Source organism: Citrobacter sp. MGH104, from assembly GCF_001034485.1.
GTDB lineage: Bacteria > Pseudomonadota > Gammaproteobacteria > Enterobacterales > Enterobacteriaceae > Citrobacter > Citrobacter freundii.
On record NZ_KQ089819.1, the window covers coordinates 560,436 to 580,895 of the forward strand.

Sequence of the window (20,460 nt, forward strand, 5' to 3'; positions counted from 1 at the left end):
TTTATCAGCAGAAAATCCCGTCAAAATGCCGACCTGCCTCACATTCCATAACGATTTCAGTCGCGTCGTCATAAGCAAATCCGATTGTGATACCATCAAAAATCTGCGTTGTAGCCCGGTCAATGGGCATAATCGGATAACCACTTATGAGCGGACTGAAACAAGAGCTGGGACTGGCTCAGGGCGTTGGCCTGTTGTCGACATCATTGTTAGGTACAGGCGTTTTCGCCGTCCCCGCGCTGGCCGCACTGGTTGCGGGCAATAACAGCCTGTGGGCCTGGCCGGTGCTGATTGTTTTGGTCTTTCCGGTGGCAATTGTCTTCGCCGTACTGGGTCGTCATTTCCCCAGCGCAGGCGGTGTGGCGCATTTTGTCGGCATGGCCTTTGGTTCACGACTGGAGCGCGTCACCGGATGGCTATTTTTGTCGGTCATTCCTGTCGGCTTGCCTGCGGCGTTGCACATCGCCGCCGGATTTGGTCAGGCGATGTTTGGCTGGCATGACGAGCAACTTCTGCTGGCTGAGCTGGGTACGCTGGCATTGGTTTGGTACATCGGCTCCCGCGGCGCAAGCTCAAGCGCTAATCTGCAAACGGTCATTGCCGGACTGATTGTTGCCCTCATTGTTGCTATCTGGTGGGCGGGCGATCTGAAACCAGTCGAAATCCCCTTCCCTGCAATTAGCGATATTGAACTCCCCGGTCTGTTCGCCGCGCTGTCGGTGATGTTCTGGTGTTTTGTTGGCCTCGAAGCGTTTGCTCACCTGGCATCTGAATTCAAAAATCCGGAACGAGACTTCCCACGCGCGCTGATGATTGGCCTGCTGCTGGCTGGATCTGTTTATTGGGCATGCACCGTCGTCGTTCTCCATTTTGGTGCCTACGGCGAGCAAATGGCCGCCGCAGCATCGCTGCCAGAAATCGTCGTGCAACTGTTTGGTGTACAGGCACTGTGGGTCGCCTGCATCATTGGTTATTTGGCCTGTTTTGCCAGCCTCAACATTTATATTCAAAGTTTCGCTCGACTGGTCTGGTCGCAAGCGCAGTATAAGCCTGAGAGTTATCTGGCTCGTCTGTCCCCCCGCCACCTTCCGCGCAATGCGCTAAACGCCGTATTGGGCTGCTGCGTAGTCAGTACTCTGTGCATCTATATGCTGCAAATCAATCTCGATGCGTTAATCGTCTACGCCAACGGCATCTTTATTATGATTTATTTGCTGTGCATGTTGGCGGGTTGTCGATTACTGAAAGGGCATTACCGCGCACTGGCGGTCATTGGTGGTCTGCTGTGCCTACTACTACTGGCAATGGTCGGCTGGAAGAGTTTGTACGCGTTGATTATGCTGGCAGGGCTGTGGCTGTTTTTACCCCGCAGGCCGGATAAGGCAACGTTGACGCCATCATCCGGCCTATAAACACTTTTGCCGGATGGCGCCAACGCTTATCCGGCCTACATACTGAGCCTTAATCCCGACGATCGTCTTTATGTTCGATGCTGTCGCGCTTGTCATCCTTGCGCTGAAATTCACCATCAAAAGTCTCACCGCCACCGGTTCCGGCGCTAAAACCACCGCCAGGCATACGCGAAAAACGTAAATGTGGCAGCAGTTTCATCGTCAGATGTTTTTGCACCGGGGGTAATAAAAGAAGAAGACCGAGGAAATCGGTGAAAAAACCAGGCAGTACCAACAGCAGACCGGCGATAATCAGCGATACGCTTTTGATCATTTCTGCAGCCGGACTTTCACCAGCCGCCATTTTTTGTTGCATCAGTAAAAAGTTCTTAAATCCCTGATTACGAACCAGAGACATACCGATAACCGACGTAAAAATAACCAAAATCAGCGTCATCAGGACGCCCATCACATGGGCAACCTGAATAAAAATAGATATCTCTATGTAAACATAGAGAAAAATGGCAAGTAATGGTATCCAGCGCAAAGGGATCTCCTGTTAATAACAGCCGTTTTGTTCAACTTCTGTTCGAAAAATTATGTTAATCGCATCGATTTGATATTGTGGTGGTTAGCAAAATTTCAAGTGGCTTGTACACTAATATTTAGGGTTAATCACAAAGGGGTGATCCATTTCACAGAATAATAAATAAGGGGTAAATTCCACGCTTTAAGTGATCCAGATTACGGTAGAAATCCTTAACCAGCATATGATCTCGGGTATCAGACCGATGCAGGGGATAATCGTCGGTCGAGAAACAATCGAAATCACATATATCCTGTGTGTTTAGTCAAATCATTGGCAGCTTGAAAAAGAAGGTTCACATGTTAAACAACATTCGTATCGAAGAAGACTTGTTGGGTACCAGGGAAGTTCCAGCGGACGCCTACTACGGTGTCCACACTCTGAGAGCGATTGAAAACTTCTACATTAGCAACAGCAAAATCAGCGATATTCCTGAATTTGTTCGCGGTATGGTAATGGTTAAAAAGGCAGCGGCAATGGCCAACAAAGAGCTGCAAACCATTCCTAAGAGTGTGGCAAATGCCATCATCGCGGCGTGTGATGAAGTCCTGAATAACGGAAAATGCATGGATCAGTTCCCGGTAGACGTTTACCAGGGTGGTGCGGGTACCTCCGTCAACATGAACACCAACGAAGTTCTGGCCAATATCGGTCTGGAACTGATGGGTCACCAGAAAGGTGAATATCAGTACCTGAACCCGAACGACCACGTTAACAAATGTCAGTCTACCAACGATGCATACCCAACTGGCTTCCGTATCGCTGTATACGCATCCATCATCAAACTGATTGATGCACTGAACCAGCTGCGTGAAGGCTTTGAGAAAAAAGCCGATGAATTCCAGGACATCCTGAAAATGGGTCGTACCCAGCTGCAGGATGCTGTACCGATGACTCTCGGTCAGGAATTCCGTGCTTTCAGCGTACTGCTGAAAGAAGAAGTGAAAAACATTGGGCGTACCGCTGAGCTGCTGCTGGAAGTTAACCTCGGCGCAACAGCAATCGGTACTGGTCTGAACACGCCGAAAGAGTACTCTCCGCTGGCAGTACAGAAACTGGCTGAAGTCACTGGCTTCGCCTGTGTTCCGGCAGAAGACCTGATTGAAGCAACTTCTGACTGTGGCGCATACGTTATGGTGCACGGCGCACTGAAACGTCTGGCTGTGAAGATGTCCAAAATCTGTAACGACCTGCGTTTGCTCTCCTCTGGTCCGCGTGCGGGTCTGAACGAGATCAACCTGCCGGAACTGCAGGCTGGGTCTTCTATCATGCCAGCTAAAGTGAACCCGGTTGTTCCGGAAGTCGTAAACCAGGTGTGCTTCAAAGTCATCGGTAACGACATCACTGTCACCATGGCATCTGAAGCTGGTCAGCTGCAGCTGAACGTAATGGAGCCGGTCATTGGTCAGGCAATGTTTGAATCCATTCACATTCTGAGCAACGCTTGCTACAACCTGCTGGAAAAATGCGTTAGTGGTATCACTGCTAACAAAGAAGTCTGTGAAGCGTTTGTATTCAACTCCATCGGCATCGTTACTTACCTCAACCCGTTCATCGGTCACCACAACGGCGACATCGTCGGTAAAATTTGTGCCGAAACTGGTAAGAGCGTACGTGAAGTTGTCCTGGAACGCGGTCTGTTGACCGAGTCTGAACTGGACGATATCTTCTCTGCACAGAACCTGATGCACCCTGCTTATAAAGCAAAACGTTATACTGATGAAAGCGAACAGTAATCGTGTAGGGTAGTACCGGAGAAGGCACGTCATGATGACGTGCCTTTTTTCTTACTCGAAGTTACTTAAAAACAACAATTTAATATCAACTTGTTAAACAACAAGGAAGGCTAATATGATAGTTTTAGAACTTATCATCGTTTTGCTGGCAATCTTTTTAGGTGCCAGACTTGGGGGTATCGGTATTGGATTTGCAGGTGGGCTGGGTGTTCTGGTTCTTGCCGCTATCGGCGTAAAACCCGGTAATATCCCGTTCGATGTTATTTCCATCATCATGGCGGTTATCGCTGCCATTTCAGCTATGCAGATTGCAGGTGGTCTGGACTATCTGGTTCATCAAACTGAAAAACTGCTGCGTAAGAACCCGAAATACATCACGATCCTTGCACCTATCGTGACCTATTTCCTGACTATCTTTGCCGGTACTGGCAACATCTCTCTGGCAACGCTGCCGGTTATCGCTGAAGTTGCGAAGGAACAAGGTATCAAGCCTTGCCGTCCGCTCTCTACCGCAGTGGTTTCTGCACAGATTGCGATTACGGCTTCTCCAATCTCCGCAGCCGTGGTTTACATGTCTTCCGTCATGGAAGGTCATGGCATCAGCTACATTCACCTGCTGTCCGTGGTCATTCCGTCCACCCTGCTGGCCGTTCTGGTGATGTCCTTCCTGATCACCGCACTGTTCAACTCCAAACTGTCTGACGACCCGATTTATCGTAAGCGTCTGGAAGAAGGCCTGGTTGAACTGCGCGGTGAAAGACAAGTTGAAATCAAAGCTGGCGCGAAAACCTCCGTTTGGTTGTTCCTGCTGGGCGTGGTTTGCGTAGTTGTATACGCCATCATCAACAGCCCAAGCCTTGGCCTGGTGGCTAAACCGCTGATGAACACCACCAACGCAATCCTGATCATCATGCTGAGCGTCGCGACGCTGACCACGATCGTCTGCCGCGTTGAAACTGACTCCATCCTGAACTCCAGCACCTTCAAAGCCGGTATGAGCGCCTGTATTTGTATCCTTGGTGTTGCATGGCTGGGTGATACCTTCGTATCTCACAACATTGACTGGATCAAAGATACTGCAGGTAGCGTAATTCAGGGTCATCCGTGGCTGCTGGCGGTCATCTTCTTCTTTGCTTCCGCGCTGCTGTACTCTCAGGCTGCAACCGCTAAAGCACTGATGCCGATGGCTCTGGCTCTGAACGTTTCCCCACTGACTGCTGTTGCATCTTTCGCCGCGGTTTCTGGTCTGTTCATTCTGCCAACCTACCCAACTCTGGTTGCGGCGGTTCAAATGGATGACACCGGTACAACTCGCATCGGTAAATTCGTCTTTAACCATCCGTTCTTCATCCCAGGTACTCTGGGTGTGGTTCTGGCTGTCTGCTTCGGCTTCTTGCTGGGCAGCTTCATGCTGTAAGACTTTACTGCAGGGTGCCTTCGCGCCCTGCAGTTCCTCCTCCCCACCCCGCTTTAGCTAACATCCTTTCCTCGTCCGTTGTATAGTGACCATTCTTTTGCTGGTTACTCTGTTCTTTCGAGGTGTTTATGCTTGATGTAAAGAGTCAGGATATTTCCATCCCCGATACCGTTGTGGTGCTCTGTACCGCCCCGGATGAAGCAACCGCCCAGGATCTCGCCGCCAAAGTGCTGGCGGAAAAGCTGGCTGCCTGCGTGACCCTGCTACCCGGTGCGACCTCCCTCTACTATTGGGAAGGCAAACTGGAACAGGAATATGAAGTGCAGATGATTTTAAAAACCACCGTCACACACCAGCAAGCCCTTCTCGATTGCCTGAAGTCACATCATCCATATCAAACGCCTGAACTTCTGGTTTTACCCGTCACTCACGGAGACTTTGATTACCGCTCATGGCTCAACGCATCCTTACGCTGATCCTGCTGCTGTGCAGCACATCTACCTTTGCTGGATTATTTGACGCGCCTGGCCGCTCGCAGTTTGTACCTGCCGATCGGGCGTTTGTTTTTGATTTTCAGCAAAACCAACACGATCTGAACCTCACATGGCAGGTTAAAGATGGCTATTATCTGTATCGCAAACAGATAAGCATTACGCCATCTCAGGCCGATATTGCCGAGATAAAACTACCGCCAGGCGTCTGGCATGAAGATGAGTTTTACGGCAAAAGTGAGATTTACCGTAAACAGCTGACTATCCCGATCACGGTCAATCAGGCTAAGTCTGGCGCAACATTAACGATCACATACCAGGGCTGCGCCGACGCCGGATTTTGCTATCCACCAGAAACAAAAACGGTGCCATTAAGTGAAGTGTCTGCCGGTGCCGCGGCCTCCCCTGCGCCAGCCCCAGCCACTACAGATCCGCAAGAGAAACCGCAGCCCGCGGCTCAACTTCCCTTTACCGCTCTGTGGGCATTGCTGATCGGAATAGGCATCGCGTTTACGCCCTGCGTACTGCCGATGTATCCGCTGATTTCCGGGATCGTACTGGGCGGCAAGCAACGCTTATCAACCGGACGGGCACTGCTGCTGACGTTTATCTACGTTCAAGGGATGGCGCTCACCTATACCGCGCTGGGTTTGGTTGTTGCAGCCGCCGGTTTACAGTTCCAGGCCGCGCTACAACATCCTTACGTCCTGATTGGCCTTGCCGTCATCTTTACGCTGCTGGCTCTGTCGATGTTTGGCCTGTTCACACTGCAACTGCCTTCATCGCTGCAAACGCGCCTCACGCTAATGAGTAACCGCCAGCAAGGCGGAGCTCCCGGCAGCGTCTTTGCGATGGGGGCGATTGCTGGCCTCATCTGTTCTCCTTGCACAACGGCCCCGCTAAGCGCGATTTTGCTGTATATCGCTCAGAGCGGGAACATGTGGCTGGGAGGCGGCACGCTGTATCTGTATGCGTTGGGGATGGGATTACCTCTGATGCTGATTACCGTATTTGGCAACCGCCTGCTGCCTAAAAGTGGCCCATGGATGGAACATGTCAAAACCGCTTTTGGCTTTGTCATTCTGGCGCTTCCCGTCTTCTTACTCGAACGTATCGTTGGCGACGAGTGGGGCGTTCGCTTATGGTCACTGTTAGGCGTCGCGTTCTTTGGCTGGGCGTTCATTACCAGCCTGCAGGCAAAGCACGCCTGGATGCGTATCGTGCAGATTGTCCTGTTAGCCGCAGCACTGGTATGCGTGCGTCCACTGCAAGACTGGACGTTCGGCGCGCCGCATACTCAACCCCAGGCACACCTTAACTTCACGCCGGTGGCATCGGTAGATGCGTTAAATCAAGCGCTGGAGCAAGCTAAAGGCAGGCCAGTCATGCTGGATCTGTATGCCGACTGGTGTGTAGCCTGTAAGGAATTTGAAAAGTACACGTTCAGTAATCCGCAGGTTCAGCAAGCGCTAGGCAACACGGTGCTGTTGCAAGCGGATGTGACAGCAAACAATGCCCAGGATGTCGCTCTGCTGAAACATCTACAGGTTTTAGGTTTGCCGACTATCTTGTTCTTTGATGCCGAGGGAAAAGAGCATCCGGAGGCCCGGGTAACGGGTTTTATGGATGCCGCTAGCTTCAGCGCACATTTGCGCGATCGCCAACCGTGAGCGACACTTGCAACAGGAAATACGGAGGAGAATACCGTGCAACGTGAAGATGTCCTGGGAGAAGCCCTGAAATTACTTGAGGTGCAAGGGATAGCCAATACCACGCTGGAAATGGTGGCCGAACGTATCGATTATCCTCTGGATGAACTGCAGCGCTTTTGGCCCGATAAAGAGGCCATTCTGTACGATGCGCTACGTTACCTCAGCCAGCGGGTGGATGTCTGGCGGCGTCAGCTTTTGCTGGATGACACCCTGAGCGCTGAGCAGAAATTGCTGGCGCGCTACACCGCACTGTCCGAATGCGTGAGCAATAATCGCTATCCCGGCTGTCTGTTCATCGCCGCCTGTACGTTTTACCCTGATCCCGGGCATCCGATCCATCAGTTAGCCGATCAGCAAAAAAAGGCTGCACATGACTTCACCCATGAACTGCTCACGACGCTGGAAGTTGACGACCCGGCAATGGTCGCCAAACAGATGGAACTGGTGCTGGAAGGCTGCCTGAGCCGCATGCTGGTTAATCGTAGTCATGCTGATGTCGAAACGGCACACCACCTGGCTGAAGATATCCTACGCTTTGCCCAGTGCCGAATGGGCGGTGCGCTGACCTAAGCGAGCATTATCTGTTTTAGCCGCATCTGTCGGGGAGATTTGTGCAAACTTCAGGCATAACCATGCAGATTGCCGCAATATTAAGCGGTTGAACAATGTTTCCAGAAATTTGATTGACTGACAGACGTGAATACGGTTTAATGCGCCCCGTTGCCCGGATAGCTCAGTCGGTAGAGCAGGGGATTGAAAATCCCCGTGTCCTTGGTTCGATTCCGAGTCCGGGCACCACTATTCAGAAGAACCCGCCTATGGCGGGTTTTTTGCTTTCAGGTTCTGCTAGATTTCTGATCGTTCTGTCCACAGCGACTCCTACCCTACCTCATCACGCCAGTTAAACCTTTCAGTGAGACCACGATGGTACTGCAAAAAATATAGCGGTATCAGGCACACCTCTTTTTCTGACGTGCTTAACCGTAGGCCAGATTTGAGTAATTTATCTGAACAGCCTTGGGCACTGAACCAGCGGGTGAAGGAACTGGGCATAGAGTAGCCAGGATTCTGCAGGTAGCGAATAACCCGATCGCGTTGCAAGGTACGCACATTCATCCCCAGGAGCTGGAACTGGTCGCCGCCTCGATATCTGAAGCAAACGCCAGGGAGTAAAGGCCAACCTTAATCTACAATTGCCATCATACCGAGCAAATAGTGAGTCAACGAGGAATCTGGATGGTGAAAACAAAAATCATACAGCCAGCGCAGGGGGCTCATGCCTATCCGTTGCTGATCAAGAGCCTACTGCTGTCGGGTGGGCGTTCTCATCCCGAGCGAGAAATCGTCTACGCCGATAAGCTCCGTTACGACTATCGTACCCTCAAACAGCGCATTCATCGCCTGGCAAACATGCTGACAGCGGCCGGTGTCATGCCTGGAGACACCGTCGCCCTGCTAGATTGGGACAGCCATCGCGCCCTCGAGTGCTTCTTCGCGGTACCCATGATTGGGGCCGTGCTGCACACGGTGAACGTCCGCTTCTCGGCGGACCAAATCGCTTACACCATGAATCATGCCGAGGACAACCTGGTACTGGTGCACGACGACTTCTTGCCGGTTGTCGAGTCACTGGCAGAGACACTGACCACTGTCCGGGGATACATCCAGCTTAGTGACGAAGAATCGAAGGCGACCAGCCTGTCGGTGCTCGGGGAATATGAGACCCTGCTGGCCGCAGCGGGAGAACTCTTTGACTTCCCCGACTTCGATGAAAACTCGATAGCTACCTTGTTCTATACCACTGGAACCACGGGCAATCCCAAGGGAGTCTACTTTAGCCATCGCCAACTGGTCCTGCACACGCTCAATGAGCTGGGTCTCCTGGCTGCCCACGAGGGACAGTCGCTGCTACGATCGAACGATGTCTACATGCCGATCACCCCTATGTTCCACGTGCATGCCTGGGGCGCTCCTTATGTCGCAACAATGCTGGGTGTGAAGCAGGTATACCCCGGTCGTTACGACCCCAACAAACTGGTGCGGTTTTATCACGATGAGGGTGTGACCTTCTCGCATTGTGTGCCAACCATTTTGCAGATGATCCTTGAGTGCGAAGAAGCCACGCAGACTGATCTGTCAGGATGGAAGATGTTACTCGGTGGCAGTTCACTGTCCCTTGGACTGGCGACACAGGCCCACCATAGGGGCATACGCATTCACGCCGGCTATGGCATGTCTGAGACCTGTCCCCTGCTCTGTATGACCCACTTAAGCGATGCCGAGCTGGCCCTTCCCATGGATGAACAGTTACCCCTGCGGATTCGGACCGGCCTGCCTGTCCCGTTGGTGGATCTGCGTATCGTCGATGGCGAAGGTCGGGAGGTGGTGCACGACGGAGAAGCCCTGGGCGAAATAGTGGTACGAGCCCCTTGGTTGACTCAGGGCTACCTGAAGGAACCCGAGAAAGGAGCTGAGCTATGGAATGGCAGTTGGCTGCACACCGGCGACATAGCCTCTATCGATCCCCATGGGATAGTGGAAATCAAGGATCGCATCAAAGACGTAATCAAGACGGGCGGTGAGTGGATAAGCACGCTGGAGCTTGAGAGCCTCATCAGCTCACACGCGGCGGTCAGGTCGGTAGCCGTCGTCGGGATACCTGATGAGCAGTGGGGCGAACGCCCCCTGGCTCTGGTGGTTTGCAAGGAAGGGGAGGACCTGGAGCCGCAAGCCATAGCGACACATTTACAAGGATTCGTCGACCGCGGCCACATCACTAAATGGGCGATCCCACGACAGATAAGGATAGTCCCGGATATTCCTAAAACCAGCGTTGGCAAGATCAACAAGCGCCTGATTCGGGAGCTCGAAGCCAGCAATGGGAAGGATATCATTTAAACGATCTGTCGCATTCACAGCGTAAGGTTAACAACAGTCACACTGCTTATATTTCAGGTAGCTTGCCGATATCAATGCTCTGCCGGGGAACTCACCGTCCCCGCGCGGATGCTGATCTCCCCTTTAGCAACATGGGGTTCTGGTCGAGGTCAGGTCCTGCTGGACGAAAACCCGTCATCAGCGCCTTCCATCCAGCCTGATCATTTACCTAAATCTGCTTTATTCAACAACGCCAGATTCACCCTCACTCATGCTTTCTTTGCTTTGAATAAACCGCAGCGCCAAATAAAGGTCTGGTGCCATAATCATGTCGTCGTCCTTCATTGTCGGTCGACTCTCTTTAAACCAGCGTGTTAACTCCGTTTTCCGGCCCGCAAGAATTAACTTAATCTGCCGCCCCTTCAGGTCCCGTTTTAACTCATTAATGGTTGCCAGGACGCTGATATCTGAATAGGTAAAGCAAGAAACGGCGTCAATGACCACCCATTTAGGTTGTAGTACTGCACCATCGACTAAATTCAAAACGCGACGCTTAAAATAGGCCACATTAAAATAGGTCAGCGGTGAGTTAAATCGGTACATCAACACGCCAGGGATCATTTTCACATCAGTTGAATTACCTAGTGAGTGAATCATCCCATTTTCGTCAATTCCCAATAAGTGTTCAGTAGGACGAAAAACTGTGCGCAGGAACTGCAACAGACCCAGCAATACCGCAAGGCCAATCCCCTGAATAACACCAATAATCAGAACACAACCAAAGGTGAAGAATGCCAGGCGAAATGCGGATTTATTTCTTCGTCTCAGATTCCAGAGCCCGCGTAAATCAATCAATGACCACGATGCATAAATTAGAACAATACCTAATGCAGATACCGGAATAAATGGTAATGGCTGCGTGAAAAATACTACGACGATTCCGATGATTAAGGCTGCAACAACGGAAACCAGCTGGCTTTTCCCTCCGGTGGAGTCATTTACCGCAGTCCGGGAATCGGCTCCGCTAATCGCAAACCCCTGAGATAAGCCAGACATCAGATTCGCAACACCCAAAGCCCTGAACTCAGCATCAGCATTTATTTCGTATCCATTTTTCGCGGCAAAACTGCGAGCGGTTAGCATCAGGCTAACAAAACTGACTAATGCCAGGTTCAGCGCAGGGATCAATAAATCACGTGCCAGACCAGGCTGAAATGAGCCCCAGTGAACAACAGGCAAACCAGACTGGAAGCCCGATCCCCCAATAGTGGCAATACCATACTGCTGTGCAGATGTGATCCATACCAGCGCCGTTGTTATCACAATTGCAATCAACGGTGCTGGCCATTGGCTACGAAACGTTTTGATAGCTATTAAAATCGCTAACGTTAGGATGGAGATCCCTAAGGTTAATAAATGAATTTCCGAGAGTCGGCCTGGCAGGGCAATAATCTTCTCTATCACTTGCTCTTCATCAAGCGTAATCCCCAGCACCTTACCGAGTTGCCCGACAATAATCGTCACGGCAACGCCGTTAAGCAGCCCCGTTAGAATGGGATGAGAAAGCAGATCAGCAAGCGCACCCAGGCGAAACTTACTGGCAAGTAGACACCATCCTCCCATCATCACGGTCATGACGATTGTTAACTGCCAGTGGAGTTCTGGATTTCCGGCAGAAAGAGGAACCACAACTGCCGCAATTACCGCGCAGGTCGTGGCATCAGGGCCAACAATCAATTGGCGGGAAGAACCAAACAGTGCATAAGCTAGCATTGGCAAAACGCAGGAATATAACCCGACGATAGCCCCGACTCCCGCCAACTCAGCGTAAGCAATCGCAACCGGTAGTGCTACGGCAGCAACGGATAACCCGGCTTTAACATCATGTTTTAGCCAGCTTTTATCGTACGCTAATAAATTTTTTAGACCCGGCATGTAGTTTAATACCATTTTTCCGAACACTTTATTCTCCGGATTGACCCTTACTAATAGATAAAGGTACACGTAACTGCCGCAGGAGATCCTGATATTTTCGGGAGGTAATACAGATAATTCAGATTGGGTGTTTATCGCGTATGCCGCAGAATGGCTTGTGTTATGGAGACTCAGGATATTGCTCTGCACCCGATGGTGCGGTGTCGTGATCTGCCTGATGCGCTGCGCTTATTAGCGCCTGCAAATACGTTCCCGTCCGCCGTTTTTTTTACCCCGCACACACGCAAAAAAGCCCATCCGTCAGGATGGGCTTCTTCACTTTATTTGATGCCTGGCAGTTCCCTACTCTCGCATGGGGAGACCCCACACTACCATCGGCGCTACGGCGTTTCACTTCTGAGTTCGGCATGGGGTCAGGTGGGACCACCGCGCTACAGCCGCCAGGCAAATTCTGTTATTAACCCGCTTTTCGCCGGTTAATGTAATCTGTAATCAATGCTGAAAATCGTCTCAATTTCGCCAAAACATCTTCGGCGTTGTAAGGTTAAGCCTCACGGTTCATTAGTATCGGTTAGCTCAACGTATCGCTACGCTTACACACCCGACCTATCAACGTCATCGTCTTTAACGTTCCTTCAGGACTCTCAAGGAGTCAGGGAGAACTCATCTCGGGGCAAGTTTCGTGCTTAGATGCTTTCAGCACTTATCTCTTCCGCATTTAGCTACCGGGCAATGCCATTGGCATGACAACCCGAACACCAGTGATGCGTCCACTCCGGTCCTCTCGTACTAGGAGCAGCCCCCCTCAATTCTCCAGCGCCCACGGCAGATAGGGACCGAACTGTCTCACGACGTTCTAAACCCAGCTCGCGTACCACTTTAAATGGCGAACAGCCATACCCTTGGGACCTACTTCAGCCCCAGGATGTGATGAGCCGACATCGAGGTGCCAAACACCGCCGTCGATATGAACTCTTGGGCGGTATCAGCCTGTTATCCCCGGAGTACCTTTTATCCGTTGAGCGATGGCCCTTCCATTCAGAACCACCGGATCACTAAGACCTGCTTTCGCACCTGCTCGAGCCGTCACTCTCGCAGTCAAGCTAGCTTATGCCTTTGCACTAACCTCCTGATGTCCGACCAGGATTAGCTAACCTTCGTGCTCCTCCGTTACTCTTTAGGAGGAGACCGCCCCAGTCAAACTACCCACCAGACACTGTCCGCAACCCGGGTAACGGGTCCACGTTAGAACACCAGCCATTAAAGGGTGGTATTTCAAGGATGGCTCCATGCAGACTGGCGTCCACACTTCAAAGCCTCCCACCTATCCTACACATCAAGGACCAGTGTTCAGTGTCAAGCTATAGTAAAGGTTCACGGGGTCTTTCCGTCTTGCCGCGGGTACACTGCATCTTCACAGCGAGTTCAATTTCACTGAGTCTCGGGTGGAGACAGCCTGGCCATCATTACGCCATTCGTGCAGGTCGGAACTTACCCGACAAGGAATTTCGCTACCTTAGGACCGTTATAGTTACGGCCGCCGTTTACCGGGGCTTCGATCAAGAGCTTCTCCTTACGGATAACCCCATCAATTAACCTTCCGGCACCGGGCAGGCGTCACACCGTATACGTCCACTTTCGTGTTTGCACAGTGCTGTGTTTTTAATAAACAGTTGCAGCCAGCTGGTATCTTCGACTGATTTCAGCTCCACGGGTAAACCGCTTCACCTACATATCAGCGTGCCTTCTCCCGAAGTTACGGCACCATTTTGCCTAGTTCCTTCACCCGAGTTCTCTCAAGCGCCTTGGTATTCTCTACCTGACCACCTGTGTCGGTTTGGGGTACGATTTCGTGTTACCTGATGCTTAGAGGCTTTTCCTGGAAGCAGGGCATTTGTTACTTCAGCACCGTAGTGCCTCGTCATCACACCTCAGCGTTAAAAGGTACCGGATTTACCTGGAACCTCCGCCTACATGCTTAAACCGGGACAACCGTCGCCCGGCTAACATAGCCTTCTCCGTCCCCCCTTCGCAGTAACACCAAGTACAGGAATATTAACCTGTTTCCCATCGACTACGCCTTTCGGCCTCGCCTTAGGGGTCGACTCACCCTGCCCCGATTAACGTTGGACAGGAACCCTTGGTCTTCCGGCGTGCGGGTTTTTCACCCGCATTATCGTTACTTATGTCAGCATTCGCACTTCTGATACCTCCAGCATGCCTCACAGCACACCTTCAACGGCTTACAGAACGCTCCCCTACCCAACAACACATAGTGTCGCTGCCGCAGCTTCGGTGCATGGTTTAGCCCCGTTACATCTTCCGCGCAGGCCGACTCGACCAGTGAGCTATTACGCTTTCTTTAAATGATGGCTGCTTCTAAGCCAACATCCTGGCTGTCTGTGCCTTCCCACATCGTTTCCCACTTAACCATGACTTTGGGACCTTAGCTGGCGGTCTGGGTTGTTTCCCTCTTCACGACGGACGTTAGCACCCGCCGTGTGTCTCCCGTGATAACATTCTTCGGTATTCGCAGTTTGCATCGGGTTGGTAAGTCGGGATGACCCCCTAGCCGAAACAGTGCTCTACCCCCGAAGATGAATTCACGAGGCGCTACCTAAATAGCTTTCGGGGAGAACCAGCTATCTCCCGGTTTGATTGGCCTTTCACCCCCAGCCACAAGTCATCCGCTAATTTTTCAACATTAGTCGGTTCGGTCCTCCAGTTAGTGTTACCCAACCTTCAACCTGCCCATGGCTAGATCACCGGGTTTCGGGTCTATACCCTGCAACTTAACGCCCAGTTAAGACTCGGTTTCCCTTCGGCTCCCCTATACGGTTAACCTTGCTACAGAATATAAGTCGCTGACCCATTATACAAAAGGTACGCAGTCACCTAACAAGTAGGCTCCCACTGCTTGTACGTACACGGTTTCAGGTTCTTTTTCACTCCCCTCGCCGGGGTTCTTTTCGCCTTTCCCTCACGGTACTGGTTCACTATCGGTCAGTCAGGAGTATTTAGCCTTGGAGGATGGTCCCCCCATATTCAGACAGGATACCACGTGTCCCGCCCTACTCTTCGAGTTCACAACCTGTGCATTTTGGTGTACGGGACTATCACCCTGTACCGTCGGACTTTCCAGACCGTTCCACTAACACACAAGCTGATTCAGACTCTGGGCTGCTCCCCGTTCGCTCGCCGCTACTGGGGGAATCTCGGTTGATTTCTTTTCCTCGGGGTACTTAGATGTTTCAGTTCCCCCGGTTCGCTTCATTACGCTATGTATTCACGTAATGATAGTGTGTCGAAACACACTGGGTTTCCCCATTCGGAAATCGCCGGTTATAACGGTTCATATCACCTTACCGACGCTTATCGCAGATTAGCACGTCCTTCATCGCCTCTGACTGCCAGGGCATCCACCGTGTACGCTTAGTCGCTTAACCTCACAACCCGAAGATGTTTCTTTCGATTCATCATCGACTTGCAAAAATTTGAGAGACTCGAACACACCGCTTTTCATTTCTTATTACGGAGAAATGAAACAGTGTGTCGTTTCAATTTTCAGCTTGATCCAGATTTTTAAAGAGCAAATATCTCAAACGTCACCCGAAGGTAAGTTTTGAGATATTAAGGTCGGCGACTTTCACTCACACATACCAGCAAGTGGCGTCCCCTAGGGGATTCGAACCCCTGTTACCGCCGTGAAAGGGCGGTGTCCTGGGCCTCTAGACGAAGGGGACACTGAAGTCTCAATCGCAAGACGCCTTGCTATTTACTGTTCATCAGACAATCTGTGTGAGCACTTCAAAGGCAGGTTCTTTAAGGTAAGGAGGTGATCCAACCGCAGGTTCCCCTACGGTTACCTTGTTACGACTTCACCCCAGTCATGAATCACAAAGTGGTAAGCGCCCTCCCGAAGGTTAAGCTACCTACTTCTTTTGCAACCCACTCCCATGGTGTGACGGGCGGTGTGTACAAGGCCCGGGAACGTATTCACCGTGGCATTCTGATCCACGATTACTAGCGATTCCGACTTCATGGAGTCGAGTTGCAGACTCCAATCCGGACTACGACATACTTTATGAGGTCCGCTTGCTCTCGCGAGGTCGCTTCTCTTTGTATATGCCATTGTAGCACGTGTGTAGCCCTACTCGTAAGGGCCATGATGACTTGACGTCATCCCCACCTTCCTCCAGTTTATCACTGGCAGTCTCCTTTGAGTTCCCGACCGAATCGCTGGCAACAAAGGATAAGGGTTGCGCTCGTTGCGGGACTTAACCCAACATTTCACAACACGAGCTGACGACAGCCATGCAGCACCTGTCTCAGAGTTCCCGAAGGCACCAAAGCATCTCTGCTAAGTTCTCTGGATGTCAAGAGTAGGTAAGGTTCTTCGCGTTGCATCGAATTAAACCACATGCTCCACCGCTTGTGCGGGCCCCCGTCAATTCATTTGAGTTTTAACCTTGCGGCCGTACTCCCCAGGCGGTCGACTTAACGCGTTAGCTCCGGAAGCCACGCCTCAAGGGCACAACCTCCAAGTCGACATCGTTTACGGCGTGGACTACCAGGGTATCTAATCCTGTTTGCTCCCCACGCTTTCGCACCTGAGCGTCAGTCTTTGTCCAGGGGGCCGCCTTCGCCACCGGTATTCCTCCAGATCTCTACGCATTTCACCGCTACACCTGGAATTCTACCCCCCTCTACAAGACTCTAGCCTGCCAGTTTCGGATGCAGTTCCCAGGTTGAGCCCGGGGATTTCACATCCGACTTGACAGACCGCCTGCGTGCGCTTTACGCCCAGTAATTCCGATTAACGCTTGCACCCTCCGTATTACCGCGGCTGCTGGCACGGAGTTAGCCGGTGCTTCTTCTGCGAGTAACGTCAATCGTTGCGGTTATTAACCACAACGCCTTCCTCCTCGCTGAAAGTACTTTACAACCCGAAGGCCTTCTTCATACACGCGGCATGGCTGCATCAGGCTTGCGCCCATTGTGCAATATTCCCCACTGCTGCCTCCCGTAGGAGTCTGGACCGTGTCTCAGTTCCAGTGTGGCTGGTCATCCTCTCAGACCAGCTAGGGATCGTCGCCTAGGTGAGCCGTTACCCCACCTACTAGCTAATCCCATCTGGGCACATCCGATGGCAAGAGGCCCGAAGGTCCCCCTCTTTGGTCTTGCGACGTTATGCGGTATTAGCTACCGTTTCCAGTAGTTATCCCCCTCCATCGGGCAGTTTCCCAGACATTACTCACCCGTCCGCCACTCGTCACCCAAGGAGCAAGCTCCTCTGTGCTACCGTTCGACTTGCATGTGTTAGGCCTGCCGCCAGCGTTCAATCTGAGCCATGATCAAACTCTTCAATTTAAGTTTGATGCTCGTGAATTAAACTTCGTAATGAATTACGCATGTTCACTCAGAGACTTGGTATTCATTTTTCGTCTTGCGACGTTAAGAATCCGTATCTTCGAGTGCCCACACAGATTGTCTGATAAATTGTTAAAGAGCAGTTGCGACGCGCTTTAGCGCTCTGTCGCGAGGTGGCGTATATTACGCTTTCCTCTTTCAGAGTCAACCCTCATTTTCAGGTTTTTTCTTCAACCGAACCGGCTGTTTGTGTGAAGTGATTCACATCCGCCGTGTCGATGGAGGCGCATTATAGGGAGTTTCCTGTGGCCCGCAACCCTTAAATTGCAGAAAAATGACTGACTGCTGCATTCCACAGCAAAACCCCGCCTTATACCCATTTACACACAGAGTTATCCACAATCGTAAGCAAATTATCTGTCAGCGTCCCTGAAAAGGGAGAGAACCGATATGAAAACCTCTATATAGAAAGAAATTCACTCTACGCTATATAAAGAAGAAGGGCTGACAACTTAAGCTCCATAATCCCTACCACCTTTGAATTACGCCCCCCATCAGGCGATAATACCCGCACAAACCGTGATTCCAGGACCGTGATGAGACACTCACTGCAACGTACTGCTATACGCAAACGCCCGATGAAGCTTGGCACCACCGTGATCCTCATGGTTAGTGCAGTTCTCTTCTCCGTGCTGCTTGTCGTTCATCTGATTTATTTCTCGCAAATTAGCAACATGACGCGCGATGCGTTAGCGAGTAAAGCGCTTGCCGTCGCGCGAACGTTGGCCAACTCTCCGGAGATCCGCCAGGGACTAATGAAAAAGCCCGAGGAAAGCGGTATTCAAGCGATTGCCCAGGCGGTGAATAAGAGCAACGATTTTTTGTTCATCGTCGTCACCGATATGCAAAGCATTCGTTACTCCCATCCCGAAGCACAGCGTATCGGCCAGCCATTTAAAGGCGATGACATTTTGCTGGCCCTGCAAGGTAAAGAGAATGTCGCCATTAATCGCGGGTTTCTGGCTAAAGCCCTGCGGGTATTCACCCCTATATACGACGAACATCACCAGCAAATTGGCGTGGTGGCGATCGGTCTTGAGCTAAGCAGAGTTGCTGAACAGATCAATAACAGCCGCGGCAGCATCATCTGGTCAATCTTATTTGGCGTGCTGGTTGGGCTGCTCGGTACATGGATATTCGTTAAGGTCCTCAAGCGCATTCTGTTTGGTCTGGAACCTTATGAAATCTCCAATCTGTTCGAACAACGCCAGGCGATGCTGCACTCTATAAAGGAAGGAGTCATTGCCGTTGACGAGTGCGGTGAAGTGACGTTGATTAACCAAGCTGCGCAGGAGCTGCTGGATTATCACAAATCACAAGATGATGCCCAGCTCTCCACGCTCAGCCATGCGTGGTCACAAGTGGTCGATTTTTCACAGGTACTACATGACGGAACGCCGCGCCGCGATGAAGAGATCATGGTGAAGGATCGGCTGCTCTTAATTAACACGGTCCCGGTACTCAGCAACGGTAAAATCATCGGCGCCATTTCAACCTTCAGAGATAAGACTGAAGTCCGAAAGTTAATGCAACGCCTGGACGGTATGGTCAACTATGCCGATGCACTTCGTGAACGATCCCACGAATTCATGAATAAATTGCACGTGATTCTGGGATTATTGCATCTGAAAAGTTATAAGCAGCTTGAAAATTACATCCTAAAGACCGCGAACAATTATCAGGAAGAAATTGGCTCACTGTTAGGAAAAATAAAATCTCCGGTGATCGCAGGATTTTTACTCAGTAAGATTAATCGCACATCTGATTTAGGCCATAGCCTGGTCATCAGCAATGAAAGCCAGCTACCGGAGAATAACAACGAAGATCAGGTGGCGGTGCTGATTACCGTTCTGGGGAATCTGATTGAAAACGCCCTGGAGGCGCTAGGTCAAGAACCTGGTGGTGAAATCAGCATATCCTTGCATTATCGACACGGCTGGTTGCATTGCGAAGTGAATGACGATGGTCCGGGGATCGCCCCCGAAAACATTGAGCACATCTTTGAGAAGGGCGTTTCGTCAAAAGGAACCGAACGGGGCGTAGGTTTAGCGCTTGTTAAACAACAGGTTGAAAACGTTGGCGGCAATATATCCGTCGAGTCTGAACCTGGGATCTTCACCCAATTTTTTGTACAGTTACCGTGGAATAGTGAGAGGGCCAGCAGATGATCAATGTCTTAATTGTCGATGACGATGCAATGGTAGCGGAATTAAACCGTCGTTATGTCGCGCAACTCTCCGGTTTTCACTGCTGCGGCACAGCCTCCACGCTGGAGAAAGCAAAAGAGATAATCTTTCATAGCGGTCATCATATCGATCTGATTTTGCTAGATATTTATATGCAAAAAGAAAACGGCCTGGACCTGCTACCGGTTCTGCACAGTGAAGGTTGCAAGTGCGATGTCATCGTCATCTCTTCTGCAGCCGATGCCACCACCATTAAAGATTCACTTCACTACGGCGTCGTTGACTACTTGATCAAACCTTTCCAGGCGTCCCGGTTTGAAGAGGCGCTCACCGGCTGGCTACAGAAAAAAACTGAGATGGAAAAGCATCAGTACTATGAACAGTCTGAGCTTGACCAGTTGATTCACGGCAGCTCCTCCAATGAACAAGAAACGCGGCGCTTACCCAAAGGATTAACGCCACAAACGTTGCGCACGTTGTGCCAGTGGATTGATGAGCACCAGGATCAGGAGTTCTCCACGGATGAGCTGGCTAACGAGGTCAATATCTCGCGCGTCTCTTGCCGTAAATACCTTATCTGGCTCGTCAATTGTCACATCTTATTTACCAGCATCCATTATGGCGTGACCGGCAGACCTGTTTATCGTTATCGCGTGCAGGCTGAACACTACTCATTGCTTAAACAATATTGCCAATAAA

11 protein-coding genes, 2 tRNA genes and 3 rRNA genes are annotated in these 20,460 nt (G+C 51.1%); 10 read left to right on the forward strand and 6 right to left on the reverse strand.

Features of this window, described 5'->3' with window-relative positions; translation table 11 throughout:
* The first annotated feature begins 146 nt into the window (after window positions 1-146).
* Window positions 147-1,412 carry an L-methionine/branched-chain amino acid transporter gene (yjeH, locus tag SK34_RS21020; RefSeq protein ID WP_044699201.1) on the forward strand — a complete coding sequence of 422 codons (1,266 nt, stop codon included), beginning with the start codon at window positions 147-149 and terminating at the stop codon, window positions 1,410-1,412.
* A 49-nt stretch (window positions 1,413-1,461) separates the two neighbouring features.
* Here yjeH and SK34_RS21025 read toward each other — a convergent pair whose 3' ends face one another.
* Entirely contained in the window at window positions 1,462-1,938 is a 477-nt protein-coding gene (locus SK34_RS21025) for an FxsA family protein (protein WP_003025457.1), read from the reverse strand.
* A 338-nt stretch (window positions 1,939-2,276) separates the two neighbouring features.
* On the opposite strand from SK34_RS21025, the gene aspA reads away from it, so the two are divergent.
* The 7 genes from aspA to SK34_RS21060 all read left to right on the forward strand — a co-directional run bounded on the left by aspA (window position 2,277) and on the right by SK34_RS21060 (window position 10,231).
* Window positions 2,277-3,713, forward strand: coding sequence for an aspartate ammonia-lyase (aspA, locus tag SK34_RS21030; protein ID WP_003025452.1), 1,437 nt, complete (start codon window positions 2,277-2,279; stop codon window positions 3,711-3,713).
* Window positions 3,714-3,828: 115 nt separating this feature from the next.
* Complete coding sequence (gene dcuA / locus SK34_RS21035; RefSeq protein ID WP_003025449.1) at window positions 3,829-5,130, forward strand: anaerobic C4-dicarboxylate transporter DcuA; 1,302 nt, start codon at window positions 3,829-3,831, stop codon at window positions 5,128-5,130.
* Window positions 5,131-5,258: 128 nt separating this feature from the next.
* Complete coding sequence (gene cutA / locus SK34_RS21040) at window positions 5,259-5,606, forward strand: divalent cation tolerance protein CutA (protein WP_003025447.1); 348 nt, start codon at window positions 5,259-5,261, stop codon at window positions 5,604-5,606.
* Window positions 5,582-7,291 (forward strand): protein-disulfide reductase DsbD, encoded by a 1,710-nt coding sequence (locus SK34_RS21045; RefSeq protein WP_048234125.1) that lies wholly within the window; start codon window positions 5,582-5,584, stop codon window positions 7,289-7,291. Before cutA ends, SK34_RS21045 begins: the two co-directional genes overlap by 25 nt.
* A gap of 36 nt (window positions 7,292-7,327) precedes the next feature.
* The gene (locus tag SK34_RS21050) at window positions 7,328-7,903 is read left to right on the forward strand and encodes a transcriptional regulator (protein WP_003844992.1); all 576 of its coding nucleotides are present in this window, start codon (window positions 7,328-7,330) and stop codon (window positions 7,901-7,903) included.
* A gap of 152 nt (window positions 7,904-8,055) precedes the next feature.
* Window positions 8,056-8,131, forward strand: a tRNA-Phe gene (locus tag SK34_RS21055).
* Window positions 8,132-8,569: 438 nt separating this feature from the next.
* Complete coding sequence (locus SK34_RS21060; protein WP_048234127.1) at window positions 8,570-10,231, forward strand: fatty acid--CoA ligase; 1,662 nt, start codon at window positions 8,570-8,572, stop codon at window positions 10,229-10,231.
* A 219-nt stretch (window positions 10,232-10,450) separates the two neighbouring features.
* On the opposite strand, the gene SK34_RS21065 is transcribed toward SK34_RS21060, so the two are convergent.
* The 5 genes from SK34_RS21065 to SK34_RS21085 all read right to left on the reverse strand — a co-directional run bounded on the left by SK34_RS21065 (window position 10,451) and on the right by SK34_RS21085 (window position 17,515).
* Entirely contained in the window at window positions 10,451-12,172 is a 1,722-nt protein-coding gene (locus tag SK34_RS21065; protein WP_053064292.1) for a SulP family inorganic anion transporter, read from the reverse strand.
* A gap of 302 nt (window positions 12,173-12,474) precedes the next feature.
* Window positions 12,475-12,590, reverse strand: a 5S ribosomal RNA gene (gene rrf, locus SK34_RS21070).
* 95 nt (window positions 12,591-12,685) lie between these two features.
* Window positions 12,686-15,591: ribosomal RNA gene (locus SK34_RS21075) — 23S ribosomal RNA — on the reverse strand.
* A 221-nt stretch (window positions 15,592-15,812) separates the two neighbouring features.
* Window positions 15,813-15,888 (reverse strand) — tRNA-Glu (locus SK34_RS21080).
* An 85-nt stretch (window positions 15,889-15,973) separates the two neighbouring features.
* A 16S ribosomal RNA gene (locus SK34_RS21085) occupies window positions 15,974-17,515 on the reverse strand.
* Together the 16S, 23S and 5S rRNA genes with 1 tRNA gene alongside form the textbook arrangement of a ribosomal RNA operon.
* Window positions 17,516-18,111: 596 nt before the next feature.
* Here SK34_RS21085 and SK34_RS21095 point away from each other — a divergent pair.
* Both SK34_RS21095 and dcuR read left to right on the forward strand, forming a co-directional pair.
* Window positions 18,112-19,743 carry a sensor histidine kinase gene (locus SK34_RS21095; RefSeq protein WP_003841154.1) on the forward strand — a complete coding sequence of 544 codons (1,632 nt, stop codon included), beginning with the start codon at window positions 18,112-18,114 and terminating at the stop codon, window positions 19,741-19,743.
* Entirely contained in the window at window positions 19,740-20,459 is a 720-nt protein-coding gene (dcuR, locus tag SK34_RS21100; RefSeq protein WP_003031875.1) for a two-component system response regulator DcuR, read from the forward strand. The genes SK34_RS21095 and dcuR overlap by 4 nt, the downstream gene beginning before the upstream one ends.
* Window position 20,460 lies beyond the last annotated feature (1 nt).

Coding starts and splice junctions, on each gene's coding strand:
- yjeH (WP_044699201.1), top strand. CDS start 147: ATGAGCGGACTGAAACAAGAGCTGGGACTGGCTCAGGGCGTTGGCCTG.
- aspA (WP_003025452.1), top strand. CDS start 2,277: ATGTTAAACAACATTCGTATCGAAGAAGACTTGTTGGGTACCAGGGAA.
- dcuA (WP_003025449.1), top strand. CDS start 3,829: ATGATAGTTTTAGAACTTATCATCGTTTTGCTGGCAATCTTTTTAGGT.
- cutA (WP_003025447.1), top strand. CDS start 5,259: ATGCTTGATGTAAAGAGTCAGGATATTTCCATCCCCGATACCGTTGTG.
- SK34_RS21045 (WP_048234125.1), top strand. CDS start 5,582: ATGGCTCAACGCATCCTTACGCTGATCCTGCTGCTGTGCAGCACATCT.
- SK34_RS21060 (WP_048234127.1), top strand. CDS start 8,570: ATGGTGAAAACAAAAATCATACAGCCAGCGCAGGGGGCTCATGCCTAT.
- SK34_RS21095 (WP_003841154.1), top strand. CDS start 18,112: ATGAGACACTCACTGCAACGTACTGCTATACGCAAACGCCCGATGAAG.
- dcuR (WP_003031875.1), top strand. CDS start 19,740: ATGATCAATGTCTTAATTGTCGATGACGATGCAATGGTAGCGGAATTA.